Raw genomic sequence first — 14780 nt, forward strand, 5'->3', positions numbered from 1 at the left:
AAGGAACTTAAATGAGAATCCCATTTTTATTATTAGCATTATCGTTGATGACTTCGTTAAGTGCAGAGGTTTATTACAAAAGCAATTATTACATCCAATGCAACAGTTGTTCGACAATTGCAGAATACGAAGTCGCAGCTCGCAACCACTTTACCAGAAGTAATCACCAATTTGATAAATCAGGTCAAGTCGACTATGTGTTTTTGACGTCACCCAATTTTCACGACGTCAATGAAGACAATATCACCATCCAAAATTTAGACCGTTACTTAACAATTGTTAGAATTTCCAGTCGCGCGCGAAAGTTTAGCTTTTTTCCCTCTATTTCAGCATCGGCCATTCCCGCTTTCCGGTTGTCAACCTCAATGAAACAGACTTTGGTAACTAAGCTCGTAGAATATAATGATCTACTTAAATCTTCAGCAAGCTATCTGAGCGGACACCGAAAAGAGCCCTTTAAAGCAACAACCAATTGGAACACCATTGTTTTAGAGAAATCTTTTATGCGTTACGCGGGCAACACGCATTTGATCGAACAATTTACAAAAGCAATACCAAAGCTAATGGTTAATACCGATTTCAATCCCTTTTTATTCCAAAACAGGCCTATTTCAGTTGAACTTGAGTCTGCTGATGGTTATCTGTTTACTTTTGTAAAAGACTCGACGGGACTGTTCTCACCTTGGGCCTTATTCTCAATAGAAAGTAGCTCCAACCAATATGCTCAGGTTACGGACCAGTCAGGAAATGTTTCTCTACAATCAGAAATTCCAGAGTCAGCACTCTGTGTGTTTAATGGAAAACGGGAAATCTGTCGTTCATACAATGATGCGGGGCGTTTTGTATATGGCAATCGAACGACGATACATTATTCACAATGCCCAACTGAAGCTTGTCCAGATCCAGACGCTCCAACGAGCTGTCCGAATGGCTCTAGTCAATACTGCAAAGGCAGGGAAACGCCTCCAGGTCCGATTTTTTTCTAAGCGAGCATTATCAATTATTCAGAATGGCTTGGCTTTGACAATAACATCAAAGCCAAGAACAAATTTTAAATCGGTGAATAGTTCTGAGCTTATTGAAATCAATTAACCTTAATTTTTAAACACCAATAAACTCAAACTCTTTTTTCTGCCCAAATACGATTTTGTCCACATTATCTTTTATTAAAAAAGAACATCTAACAAGCGTCGTTTAAAAATTTGAGATACAATTGCTCGCAAATTTAGATTCAATTTTCAAATGGCATAAGGCTAAAAAACAAACACATAGCCAATTGCACCAATAACTTAGCTTAATAAGATACTAGTAATAGTGTAATGAATCTCTACAAATCACGACTAAAAAAAGAGCTCTTCCTGTAGAACTTCCAAAAACGGGTATAAGTTAGAGCATGTGTGAATTTTACACTTATTTGCAGAACTAAAAACAACTATTATTTCATTCTGAAATACCAAGCAAATTAGGAACTAAAAATGAAGAATCTGGTTTTAATATTCGCCTTAACATTGATGATTCCTTTAAGCGCCGGCGTGTATTATAACGGCAACTACTACGTGACATGCGACACTTGTATAACCAACTCTGATTTTGAAGCATCTGCTAGAGGAATCTTTCTTTTTAAGAGTAGAAATAATCTAGATGTATCAACTCAAGTGGACTTCATATTCCTCAAACCATCCAGACTTCAATATTTTAACCTTGAAAATATTACAGTCTCAAACTTAGACAGTTTTTTGACAATAGTTGAGGTAAATAGTCAAGCAAGCCCCCGTGACTATTTTCCAACAATTACTGGCTCAGCCGTTCCTTTGAGCTCTCTTTCCACGTCAAGAAAAAATGAACTAGTGACTCAACTAAGAAACTATAAAAACCAACTCGCTCTTGCAGAGGAACATATAGACCGACATGGTTTAGAACCTTTTAAAGCGACAACAGGTTGGTCAACTTTACTCATCGGCCCAATTTTTATGAGCTACGAAGGTAACACTCATTTGATTGATAGAATTAAAGGTATGGCAAACCTTAGATTATCAGCAATTAATTTTAACCCCTTTCATTTTGCCGACAAGCCACTAACAGTTGAGTTAGACACAGCCGATGGGTACACATTTATATTTATTCAAGATAAAATGGGGCCTGAAACTTCTTTGAGTCTCTTTGCAATTGAAGAAAAGATAACAAATCGACACGCTTTATTTACTGATGCATCGGGTAGTATATTAAAACAGAGTACGCTACCAGAATCTGCGGTATGTGTTTTCAATGGTTCTCGTGAAATATGCCGTTCAGTCAATCCATTTTCTCATTTAGTTTATGGTAATCGCACAACAATTTTCTATAAAGAAAGATGCTCTACCCCTCCTTGTCCGTCGCCAGATGCGCCAACAAGTTGCCCTAATGGCTCGAGCCAATATTGTCGAGGGCAATCGACTCCGCCAACACCAATTTTCTCAATTGCGCCGAGTTCACTTTAGATACACTTAAATGATTAATAGTGTGCGAATACTGATAAGCTTTGTCTTTCTTTTCACACATCTCAGTTTGCTTGGCTTTGACTATAGTGTCAAAGCCAAGCAACTCAATAATTCTAAGGGGCTTTCTCAGCTCACCGTTACCTCAATAGCTGAGGACGACGCAGGATTCATCTGGCTAGGAACCCAAAATGGATTAAATAAATTTGATGGACTCGAGGTAAAAAATTATCCTCTTTATGAACGGGAAGTTCTCGCAAACAATCATATCGTATCAGTTCATAATGATACGTATAACAACTTATACACATTAACTCAAAAAACTCTTCATCAATACATCAAAAATCAAGACCGTTTTCAACAGATCGAACTAATAATAGCCCTCAAAGAAAGCGAAACATTTTCAGCATTGGAGACTGTTGATGAAAACCTGATAATTTTAGGCACTAACCAAGGCCGAATATATATTCATAATCTTGAGGATAAACAAACAATCGCAATTGAAAACTCAAATCAATTGCAGACATCACTCTGGATAAATGAATTTGATATCGATGATAAGAATCACCTTTGGGTAGCAACAAATCAGGGCTTATACAAAGCAAACCTAGATTCGATGAGTCAGGCAAGTCTTGAGCTGGTCAGCGAGTCGCATTTGAATTACTTTGTTGGCAAGCCAATCCAGGCTATTTCTGTTCACAATAACCGCCTATTTATTGCTGGCTATCTCGGTTTTTTTGATTTTAATATGAATTCGAAAGAACTTATTAAAGTTAATGTAAGAGACCTTGACAATAATCCGAATAAAATTAGATTCACCAGTTTATACATTAAAAATCAAACTATTTATCTTGCTAGCTTAGAAGGCTTCTATCAGTATCAAGTAGATAGCCGTAGTCTTAAAAACATACCTCTTAATAATGATAATTTGAAACTCCCAAGACTAAAATCCGTTTTTGTTGACTCAAATAATAATGTTTGGTTAGGTAGCGAATTTCATGGCGCACTTTATTTTAATATAAGCCAATACTCATTAGGCTTAGTTGATGCAAAGTTACAGTCAAAAGAATGCCTGTCCAGTAATAGCGTCTACCAAATTGAGAGTTTTGAAGATATTTTAGTTATTCCGGTTTGGGGTAAAGGATTTCATATAATTCACCCAGATGGCTTATGTGAGTTTTTTGATGGCTCCGCTCAAAATGATTTTACACGTTACGCGGTTCGCTCAATTATTTCAGTGAAAATTCTAAATTCTGAAATCATCTGGTTTGGTACCTCAGGGGCTGGAGCCTTTAAGTACGATATAAATTCTAAAACTATTGAGCATATTACTAAATCAAAAGACAAGAATAAAAGTTTAATTCATGTTGATGTGCTTGATATAGAAAGTGATACTTCAGGTAATCTTTGGTTTGCTACCAAAGGAGGTTTATCTCAGTTTAATACCGAAATCCAGCAGACCCAACACTTCTCTCGTGGTAACAATATTGATTTACATAGCGATGAAATTTCGACTCTTTATTTCGATAATGAAAACCAAATTCTTTGGTTAGGCCATGCTGCAGGGGTTCAAGGACTCCGTACTAATAACAATACTGGCAACTACGAGATATTTGATGTCATCTCAAACGTCATCAATAATAAAGTTGGTAGCCTCCATGTTGACTCTAAAGGACAACTTTGGATAGGAACATCAGCAAAAGGACTTTTCGTTATACGTAATGGCGAGGTAATAAAGCATTTAAACTTAGACAATGGGTTAATCGACAATAAAGTTTATGCACTAGAGGAAATCGATGGCTTTATTTATGGCTCAACAAACCAAGGAATTTTTCGAGTAAGCGTTGATGATTTTTCACTTGCTTCACTTAATGAAGTACACGGGTTACAAGGACAAGAGTTTACGCCCGCGAGCACAACCTTAAATAATTCTGGAAAAGTAGTATTCGCCGGTTTAGATGGTATCAATATTATTGATACTCAAACGGCTTTCGACGAGATTAAAAGTAATCGCCCCATGTTTACCGGATTTCTGAAATCAAACCAGCCGGTTTCACTATTAAAGAATACAGAATATACCAATGGAAAATCTATTTTTACAGCTGACTCTTTAGAGCTTTCTTATACCGACAAACTCTTTAGTCTCGAGTTCATTGCACCCAATTTCTTTCAGCCAGAGTTGATACGTTATCGCTATAAATTAACAGGATTTGAAGATAATTGGATTGAAACAAGCCATAAATATCGACTTGCAACCTTTACTAACTTAAACCCCGGCAACTATCAACTCATCGTCAATAGTTCTGATATTCATGGCAACTGGACTGACAAAAAAGTATCTCTAAATATCACCATGCATCCCCCCATCTGGCTAACCTGGTGGGCAAAAGTTATTTATGCTTTAACATTTATTTCACTCACATATTTAGCTTATCGCTTAAGAATTCACTCACTAAGGAAAAGATCAGAATTTTTAGAGTCCGAAGTTGATAAGCGTACTCACGAGCTAGCATTAGAAAAGCAAACTGTTGAACGTTTACTGCAACATAAAAATGAAGAGTTTGCCAATGTCTCACATGAGTTTCGAACGCCTTTAACTTTAGTGTTGGGCCCAATTAAGTCTTTATTAAAGAACAATATTGAACAGCCAGTGCGCGACAAACTGGAAGTCGTCAAACGAAACAGTTATCGGTTAATGCGAATGGTCGATCAATTATTATATATGGAAAAAGCACGTGTTGAAAAGCAAGTACAGCGTAAGTCTATCCATCTTCCAAAATTAATAACCCATATCAGCCAATCTTTTCGTGACTTAAGTGAAGAGAAAGGTATTGAGTTACACTTGCTGCAAAATGATGACCTTTGGCTAAGCATGACACCCGATGCCATAGAAAAGATTTTGCTCAATTTACTTTCAAACGCGATTAAATACTCAAATTCCGGTGGGCGAATAAACGTAAGTTCAAGACGTTTACGAGATAATAGTTGTGAGTTAACCATTACAGATACCGGTATTGGCATTCCAGAAGATAAACTAACGGCTATTTTTGACCGTTATCAGCGTGTAATGAATGAACACAGTGAAAAAGTGACTGGGGCGGGAATCGGCTTATCACTGGTAAAAGAGCTGGTCGAAGAGCATGGCGGAACCATTGTAGTGAAAAGCGAAGAAAATGTTGGCTCCAGCTTTACCATAAAACTACCCACTGTTGAGGCGCCACAAAGAAATCAGGAGAGAGATGTCACATTACTTGATGAAGCGATAAGTATGGAGCTCGAATCATTACAAGAGAGCTTGTCAGCTACCATAGAACAAGATCCTAATGAAACGCTAAAACCTCTCGATAATACACTCGATACCGTTTTAATTATCGAAGACAATCCCGATATGCGGGCATACATTCAAGAGACTCTTTCAGAACAGTTTCACTGCATAATGGCAGAAAATGGGCAAAAAGGAATTGATTACGCCATCGAATACATACCAGATTTAATCGTTAGTGACGTTATGATGCCTGAAAAAGATGGCTTTGAAGTTACTAATATATTAAAAGAGGATGAGCGAACCTCACATATTCCAATTATCTTATTGACAGCTCGAGGTGATAAACAAAGTCGCATGACCGGCTGGAAAAACAAGGCGGATGAATATTTAACGAAGCCATTTGATGAGGATGAACTACAAATTCGAGTGGAGAATTTACTTGGCATTCGCAAAATACTACAACATCGGTTTATTACAGCACTGTTCAATAGTCCTCAATTGCCGACGCAACTTCCAGACGAGACATCTTCAGCCAGAGTTCTTGCTGATGAAAAGGAACAAGCTTTTTTGCAAAAGCTGAACTCAACACTTGAAGATATCTACTCCGACCCTGATCTCAACTTAAAACAAATGGCGAGTAATCTGGCTATCAGCGAAAGGCAATTACAACGCAAGCTAAAAGCCGTTGTCGACTATACACCCAATGAATACCTTAGAGTATTTCGGTTAAATAAAGCTAGAGATCTTATATTGGCAGGACAAAAAATTACCGCTGTTGCCTTTGAAGTAGGCTTTAAATCGTCTAACTATTTTTCAACCTGCTTTAAAGCACACTTTGGTACTTCACCGAGCGAAGTGTAATTCATTCATCTGAAAAATTATAACAATCTGCTTCTAAGCACCCTAAAGCACAGTTAAAAAATCATTATTAATTTTTAAAGCCTTAAGCTCCCTTCACATGAAAACTTGCCTGTACTTAAGCCAAAATACAAATAAGTTGTTGTATACTCATTTTTGTATTCTGAATCTCGCAACAACCTCTCCTGTTATTCCTTTTCACTAATAAAAACGGTCAAAAACTCCTTTTTCATATCAATTTTGCTTCAAAAATACGTCATGACGTATTTGAGCACCTACTTGACGCATTTTTGAAGTTTTTCCGTTCCGAAAGTTCATAGAATCTCCACCGTCACGACAAATGTCGATTACTTAAAAAACATCATGTGAATTGATTGAAAGGAGATAAACATGAAATCCCCATTACTTAAAAAAGTGAGTCTATTAACAACTATAGTATGCAGCACTTTAAGCATTTCGAGTGCCGGTGGTTTATCGGGAGGCTCCGGTTCTTTCGGCGGTTTTGAACCGATTGAGCTAGAAGGTCCAATCGTTGGACTTCCGACAGAACCTGACCATCGTCAATCAGATATTTCAACGGGTTTACTTGGCGGTGGATACGATACTTGGTATGACCAATATTCGAGTGTCATGTGTTTGAGAGAAGGAGGAACCGAAGTTACTGGTGGTGAAGGAATCATCACTTTTGGACAGCGCATATCTGCTTCAGAAATGGAAGAAAGATTAAAAATAAATGTTAATGCATCTTACACAGGAGACTTCAATGCGGGCGGCTCCATCGACTACTTGAACGAGACTAAAGACTCTAGATTAAGCTTAAGTGCTCACTTCCTTTACGATATTAATACAAGAAACGTAAGATTTATTGTTGACGATGAAAATCCTCTAACAACTGCAGGTCAAAGAGCTCTCAATGGTGGGTACTTCCGAGGAACCTGTGGCGATCATTTTGTGAATAATCGCGCGCTTGGTGGAAAACTTGCGATTGCCTTAAAGTTCAAATTTTCGTCTGAGTATTATAAAAATCAGTTTAACCTGGAAGCATCTGGCGGGGTACCCGGAGTTTTTGATGCGAGCATTGACATTGAATCATTCTCAGAGGAATTGAAAAAGAATACGTCATTAACCATTGTTGCTTATCAGTTGGGCGGCTCTCCAGAGCGACTTGCAGATGTACTCGGTGCGCAAAATAATGGGACAGGATTTTACGCAGCAGGAAATTGCAGAATTGAAGATATTAATCAATGTAACGATATGATCACTCAAATGATTAATTATGCACAAAACGAATTTTCGAATAGCGTAAATAGCTTACCCGCCATAACAGAGTATGCCACCTCTCCATATCTGTTAGCTGGAGTCAATGTAGATGCTCCACAACTACCACGAGATATCGCAGATGCTCGTTCAACACTTCGACGAAATCTTGACGAGAATAAAAGTAACTTACAAGATCTAACATTTATTCGAGAATACTACGCGCCTCGCTTATCAAACACCAAAAAGACTCAGTTGGATAATGCGATTAACGAAGTTGAATTAAATATCGAAGACATTAAGTATGCAACTGAAACCTGCTACACACCTCTCTCAGTAACCAATGGAACCTGTGTAGTTCTTTCAAATCAGATAAATAACGACCTATATGATGCCCCAAGTGATCTATTTATAGCTCCTGATAGAATTGTACTAAGAAATCAACAAATGTATCACGAAGGATGGAATACAACCCTTACTTGTCAAGCGCCAGAAGGTCATGTAATTAGCGGTTATGGTGGTCGAGTTTACAAAGATGTTTCTACTATCGTGCTTGAAGTAAGAGAGTTATTGCAAAGTGGTGAGTTAGGGCCAAGAAAGGAAAAAATGTGTGGAACGCCTAGCGCACTAGAAAAAATGGTGACTCTACCTGAAGGGTACGTGATGACAGGATTTGCTGGACATACTAAAAGAAACAATTTTATTGGATTAACTGCTCATGGTCGTCAATATAATAGCTTTAGCAGCAACTTAACTAGCAATAAAACGACTCAAGTAGATGGTTCAAGTGGCATTGAAATGCAATATAATATCGATGAACCTAATACTTTAGTGACAGGAATTGGTTTGCGTGTGTATAGCAGTAATATCAGAGGATTTGATATTTACACCAGTCAAATAGAGTTAGAGCCATCTAACTAAGTTAGATAACAAAGAAAAAGGCGGCAGCTCTTCGGCTACCGCCTTTTTTAGTTTGTGAGTAAATTATTCAATAATAAGTTTTATGATCTGCTCTGCATAATTTTTTAGTAGGCTTATTCCGGAATCAAATCATCTTTCTTTACAGGTTTAACCGCGAACTTCTTTAAGAGAAGGTGACATGGATAAAAAAGTAAAAGCGGCATTCCTGAAAACAATATAAAGAACCAGGTATTTGCTCCGACAAAAGTTTGTGCATTATTATCGTCTAGTCCATAAACATAATTAATATTGACTGGAGCATTTGGATTCGTTAATTGGTCACCTGGCGCTGGCATCCATAAGTAACACACAATAAGTAATACCCAAGCCAATACAGTCCAGTATAAAAAGGCTTTTCGTTCATAACCTAACCGCAGCACCAAAAAGACTAATAAAAAGGGTAACCATCCATGAAAAAGAGATAAGCTTCGAGCGAATAAAGGAATAGACTCCTGAAACATATAGTCCGTCATACCTAACAACGAAAACCCAAGTAAGCCTGCAATAAAATCGACAACCCAGGCAAATTGTGGAAGTAAGATACCAACAGCGGCCATACTAATGAGTAGCTTATCTTCACGCCAAATTCCGATAAGTGTTAAAAATAATGCGACATCACAAAAGTAGAGAAAGTTAGTAGGGCCATAAGTGATCCAATAGAACGGAACTAACACGACCATAAAAAGGGTATAAAGAATCTTTACGGTTTTAGGTATCTGCATCATTATTACTCTCAATCCATGTAAGGAGTGCGTATTTTGAAGGCTTGACTTTAAAATGCCACAATTATGAATCAGGTTTAATCCAAAACTACCCTTTGTATTAATTTATGATACTTCCCTAACCAAAAAAATACGTTATTTATTGACTTGAATGTAAACCGAAACAATATATATTTCAGAAAACCTACTCAAAACAATCAATAAAACCATTGTTTTTCAACAATTTAATAAAAAATATTTTATTTCAAATGGCTATCATTGTTTACGCTATTTCATAGATTTTTAATACATGCCTTTCCATTAGCAGGGCTACTTTTCTGTCTTAAATAGATGTCGATTAATAAAATCCAACTATAAACAGCGGGGCCAAGACCGGCTATCCAACTCAAGCTAATTGCACTTGTTAATGAATTCATTTCGCCACTCATTAATACAACAATAATAAGCAGAACTATGTGTCCAATACATAGACCAATCCAAATAGCGTACGTTATTTTATTTATAGATAATCGACATTGTTTAAAAGCCAGCCAAAGCAAACAATAAATAGCATAAGCAGGAAAGAGAATGACGCCAATAAATAAAGTAAATTCTTTCAAACTTCCGTATATAGCCAACAAGCCCCATAAGAAACCGATACTCAAGATGAACACCGTTGGTGCTAGACAAACTACTATTAAAAATATATTTACTGCTGTTCTATAATAAATATTCACTTATCAATTCTCTTCAAGCTTAATTTCTCGCAACAAACTCACCAACTTGATGAAATACTTTTCCTAACCACTTATGTGTGACATCAAGACCAAACTCAAAACGCTGATCATCGAGTGCTCGTTGATAAACCAAAGTTTTTCCAGGAGTAAGCCAATCTGGAATAACCAGCTTTTTATTTCCAACCAATAAAAAGAACTCGGTACTCTCAAAGTACATGGCGTGTTCTTTCTCATATACTTTCAGTTTCATTCCAAAACCAAATCCTACTAACTCCACCAGACCTTCATCTTTTAAAATGCATTTCGTTGATTTCACTCGATTAACAGGCTTAGTTGGGTAATGATAAAACCTATCCCAAGTCATGCCATTTTGCTTTTGATCTGGATAAACATTAACTGTCATTGGGACGTCATTTCCTTCATACAATGCTAAAGGGGTACCAATTAGTCGACAGACTTGTGCCAAGACTTTACCTGCAAATGATAAATATACATTTCGCATAACTCCGGAATAAGTCACACTATCACTCACTTTTTCTTCAAAACGTTGTTTGATAGCGGGGTGCAAACGATTCCAATCGACTTCGCCCATTAAAGTGCGATAACTATGTGCACTATTAATTTCTGATTTATTCTTTTCAGCTAGTTTAGGAGGGCAGTAAGTCATAACACTTCTCCTTGCTTATTAACAGTGTGCGCTGAAGATCTATCGAAATGTCGCTCGACTCGGTAATAGATACCCCATCGTTTGGCGATATTGAAAAACTCTTCCATAGTAAATAAATTGATACAAGGTTGTGCTCCAAAAGGTAGCGATTTGGCCATCAACTTTTTAACTACAATTTCAGCAGCGATTGTTGGCACGTTGGGGCCAACTCCTTTTTCAGCAACTAATTGCCAATGCAACTTTTTAGGAGCTCCGGTTTTATCAATACCACTAAGATCAATGAACATACCGCCACTATCAGACCCCCAACTCTCAAACCAACGACTCATACTTGTGATAACCTTGGTGTAATGCTGCCAGTTCTTAATGACTTTCCATCGAGTCAAAAAAGAAAGCATCCAAAGACCTACATGCAATACCGTAACTTCAAGGCCTGCTTGAAATTTAATGTCTTTTAGTGAAGGGAATTCTTGAGGAAGTAATTCAATATCAGGAATATTACAGTTACTCATCCAGCGTTTACCCAACGGATAACCAAAATCATATCGTGTTAAATCTTGCCAACCCCAGATACGTTTGTCTTTTCCTTTCTCTAATGTTGTAAATGATTGTCCGGTATAAGATAAAATAGAGCCTATCGTACCCTCACCGCGTTCTGTACGATTACCAGGAGAGATGCCGTAATAAAGAGAGTCAATATTTGCAAATTGTGGTTCATAGCAACGTAGTACCGCATCCGTTAAAGCAGGTACTGTACTTGCGCCAGTAATTAATGAAACATTCCTTTTTAAAGCGGTGTTATTTAACTCTTTAGAAAAACCGGAAACAAAACATCGATCGTCTGCAAGATCCACATAGTGACAACCAAAAGCTAAGCAAGCCCGAGCAACAATATAATGGTTTTCTTTAACGCCTATATTAACTTGTTTTTGGAACGGCCCAACAGCATTGACAACAATATCAGGGCCAATCGATGCAAGTTGATAACTCAGTTGCTGATCAAACACGTCCAAAGTAATGCAACCAATTGTCCGTCCGGTCGTTTTTAGCAATTCACTTTGCAAACCATCCAGTCGCGCACGAGTACGTCCTGCTGCAACGACTTCAATTTGACGATCAAGCAACAAACTTTTAATTAAGCGTTTGCCGAAATTGCCATAACCACCTATCACTAAAACTCTCATTGCTGACTCCATTTCATAATTTGTTTGCGGTTCATAACACGCACTAATTCTTCTCGTTGAGGCAGGTCGGCAGGCAATCGAATATTCCATACCAATTTAAGAATACTCAGTCCCTTGAGAACCCACCAACCAGGATCGAGCTGGCCTTCTTTAATTCCCAACAACGCAGAACCAGGATAGGCGTGATGATTGTTATGCCAGCTTTCTCCCATGGTAATGAGTGAAGCAAACTTAATATTAAAGCCTTGGACAGCAGCCCCTTTCACATGCCAATCGCGTTCACCTTCGTTGTGAGCGAAATAGCCGATCAGCCAATGACCAGTAATTGATACTGCAACTCTTACTGCAATGCCCCAGATCACCCAAGTTAAACCGCCGCATACAAATAATAAAATTGCCCAAGGGAGTTGTTGCCACATCCAGGTCTTCTCCATCCATTGATAGACACGGTCCTGTTCAAATTCGACTTCAGGTTTAAAATGAGGTGAATGATCTAAATGCACGTCAAACAACAGTTGCCACAAACCATCAATAGCCATGGGTTGCTGGTGAGCAAAATAATCGTGACACTTTTCCTGTCTTTGTGCCCAGTCGCGCATATCGTGTGTATGCATCATTCCACGAGGTCCTGCGAGTCCAACCAACACACCAAGATGCACCAAGAAATATTCCAACCACTTGGGACACTCGTAGCTACGGTGAATTAATAACCGATGCATTCCCAGTGAATGTCCCAAGCACAAGGTAACTGCTGTACTAATAAGAAAAACGACCAGAGCATCCCAAGAAAACGTCAGTACGCCGCCGATAATAGCGACTAAATAAAGGCCAACTACCCAAGCTGCTTTGGTAAGAGAAAGACTCACCCTGCCATCGAATGCATTGGAGGTTGAGTCCTCTACAATTCGAGGATTATGATATTGATTACCTTTTCTGAGCCAATCTTTTGATGTTGTAACAGTACTCACTTTTTATCATCCTTTTGCCATTTAAACTGCGAATGAAGAGCAGATTACCGAGTAAAGAATGACAAAAATTCCGGTTTGATAAACTTTGACTAAAAAATTATTTAGTTCTTATTAATCAATAAGATAAAAAGTTCCAGAATGATAAACTGGGAAAACAAGAGTGGATAAATAGAAGTATATGAACCTAATCTACTGATTTTCGAAAGGCGCCTGGCGACATTCCTGTTATGTCCTTAAAAGCGGCATAAAAGTTAGATTGCGATTTAAAGCCCGTTTCCATACTAATCGACAAAATCGAAGCATCAGGTTCATTTTTGAGCAGTTCTTTGGCTTCCTTGATTCTAATGTCTCGGAGGTATTGAGAAAAATTCATTCCGAACCGAGTATTAATCAACTCTGACAATTGATGACTCGATAACTCCATCGCCTCAGCCAATCTTGAAAGATTTAGGTTTTCATTTTGGTAAAGACGTGATTGCTGCATTAACTCCTCAAGTCGCTTTACTTGCTTATCCACATTGATGTTAGTAAGCGTTGATTTACTGTAACTCATGCTTACCACATCTGTTATTTCATTGAGAAGATCGGGATAAATGACTAATGCTGCGGTAACAAGCATGTACGCCAAAGCAATACCATTGGCATAAAAGTGATAGAAATAGGCACTATCAACATAAGTTGCAGAAAATCCGAACATAAGCACCGCAATAGCGAATACGGAAAATACCACTAAGAAGAAAAATTCTACTTCGAACCTACGTCGATGACTTTTAAGACTATAAATAACGTGCGACATCCACAAGCAATAGCCAGCGCCTAAAACGAAAGCAAACGGAACCGCTATCTCTCGAGGCAAAAACCACACAAAGCAAAACGGAAGAAAGTGCGAGACACTATAGGTTTTGAATCGATAATCAGAGAACAATAAGAATCGACAAAAAAAGTAAAATAGAGGTGGAGCCAAAAACAACAAGGCTCTGTAATACAGTGTATCCAAAGGTTCAGCGCCAAACTGCATGAAAGTCAGGTGTTCAACCTGAAGGGCTGCACTGCAAGCCAGAAATAATCCGCAACTGGTTAAAGTTAATGGAGTTTTGTTCTCACCTTTTAGAAAAAATAAGAAACAAATGAATAAAACAGCAGCAATAACTAATGAAAATCCAATATTCAAAGTACTGACTAAATTGAGCATTATTTATCCAACAAGTAGTCTTTATCGACTAAATAATACCGCTATCAGTATTTAAAAACATCACCCTTTATCTTTAAGATGGCTTTCTCCGCTTTCGAAGTAACATTCCACCGACAATTAAGAAGACGGCAGTCACTCCGTAAAAGGGTATTTGCTCAGCCAATAAGCCCGCCACGGCAAATGCAGATGCGGCGGTTATAAACATAATGCCCGCGAATTTGTTAGAAATCATATTGCGATCCTAGTTCTTTATAATTTTCCTTGCGACAATAATAAACAAGTCAACAAATAACCAGTCAATTAATACCATTTTCTATTACAAAATTGCTCTACACACACAATAATATAAGGTGATTACCATTGGAGGACAAAAAGGAAATATTGCCTTAGTAAAATTAATTAAGAGTATACAAGTTCATAGAACATCCTTGTTTAACACTCATCTATCCTTGAAATCAATTCCAAAATAGTTGACCTTCCCAACCAAGTTTTGAAAGGTCTCGCTCGTTAAGAGCTT

Annotated in this window: 11 protein-coding genes; 4 read left to right on the plus strand and 7 right to left on the minus strand. The window is 37.8% G+C overall.

All coding sequences use genetic code 11. From position 1 onward, the window contains the following. The first annotated feature begins 11 nt into the window (after positions 1-11). From FAX86_RS04465 to FAX86_RS04480, 4 genes are all read left to right on the plus strand, one after another. Positions 12-986: a hypothetical protein gene (locus FAX86_RS04465; protein ID WP_144392138.1), complete on the plus strand. Its 975-nt coding sequence runs from the start codon at positions 12-14 to the stop codon at positions 984-986. A 489-nt stretch (positions 987-1475) separates the two neighbouring features. After that, positions 1476-2477 carry a hypothetical protein gene (locus FAX86_RS04470; protein ID WP_144392139.1) on the plus strand — a complete coding sequence of 334 codons (1002 nt, stop codon included), beginning with the start codon at positions 1476-1478 and terminating at the stop codon, positions 2475-2477. 10 nt (positions 2478-2487) lie between these two features. Continuing rightward, positions 2488-6600, plus strand: a complete 4113-nt coding sequence (locus tag FAX86_RS04475; protein WP_144392140.1) for a hybrid sensor histidine kinase/response regulator transcription factor — start codon at positions 2488-2490, stop codon at positions 6598-6600. 387 nt (positions 6601-6987) lie between these two features. After that, entirely contained in the window at positions 6988-8775 is a 1788-nt protein-coding gene (locus FAX86_RS04480) for a hypothetical protein (RefSeq protein WP_144392141.1), read from the plus strand. 113 nt (positions 8776-8888) lie between these two features. Here FAX86_RS04480 and FAX86_RS04485 read toward each other — a convergent pair whose 3' ends face one another. The 7 genes from FAX86_RS04485 to FAX86_RS22155 all read right to left on the minus strand — a co-directional run bounded on the left by FAX86_RS04485 (position 8889) and on the right by FAX86_RS22155 (position 14495). Further along, positions 8889-9539, minus strand: coding sequence for a hypothetical protein (locus tag FAX86_RS04485; protein ID WP_144392142.1), 651 nt, complete (start codon positions 9537-9539; stop codon positions 8889-8891). A 269-nt stretch (positions 9540-9808) separates the two neighbouring features. After that, the gene (locus tag FAX86_RS04490) at positions 9809-10252 is read right to left on the minus strand and encodes a hypothetical protein (RefSeq protein WP_144392143.1); all 444 of its coding nucleotides are present in this window, start codon (positions 10250-10252) and stop codon (positions 9809-9811) included. A gap of 19 nt (positions 10253-10271) precedes the next feature. Continuing rightward, positions 10272-10919 (minus strand): DUF4166 domain-containing protein, encoded by a 648-nt coding sequence (locus FAX86_RS04495; RefSeq protein WP_144392144.1) that lies wholly within the window; start codon positions 10917-10919, stop codon positions 10272-10274. Beyond that, positions 10916-12103: a saccharopine dehydrogenase family protein gene (locus FAX86_RS04500; RefSeq protein WP_164503453.1), complete on the minus strand. Its 1188-nt coding sequence runs from the start codon at positions 12101-12103 to the stop codon at positions 10916-10918. Before FAX86_RS04500 ends, FAX86_RS04495 begins: the two co-directional genes overlap by 4 nt. Further along, complete coding sequence (locus FAX86_RS04505) at positions 12100-13071, minus strand: acyl-CoA desaturase (protein WP_144392146.1); 972 nt, start codon at positions 13069-13071, stop codon at positions 12100-12102. Before FAX86_RS04505 ends, FAX86_RS04500 begins: the two co-directional genes overlap by 4 nt. Positions 13072-13255: 184 nt before the next feature. Next, positions 13256-14263: an AraC family transcriptional regulator gene (locus tag FAX86_RS04510; RefSeq protein WP_144392147.1), complete on the minus strand. Its 1008-nt coding sequence runs from the start codon at positions 14261-14263 to the stop codon at positions 13256-13258. 73 nt (positions 14264-14336) lie between these two features. Next, complete coding sequence (locus FAX86_RS22155; protein WP_164503454.1) at positions 14337-14495, minus strand: hypothetical protein; 159 nt, start codon at positions 14493-14495, stop codon at positions 14337-14339. Between the last annotated feature and the right edge of the window lie 285 nt (positions 14496-14780).

It is taken from the genome of Pleionea sediminis (genome assembly GCF_007570825.1).
GTDB lineage: Bacteria > Pseudomonadota > Gammaproteobacteria > Enterobacterales > Kangiellaceae > Pleionea > Pleionea sediminis.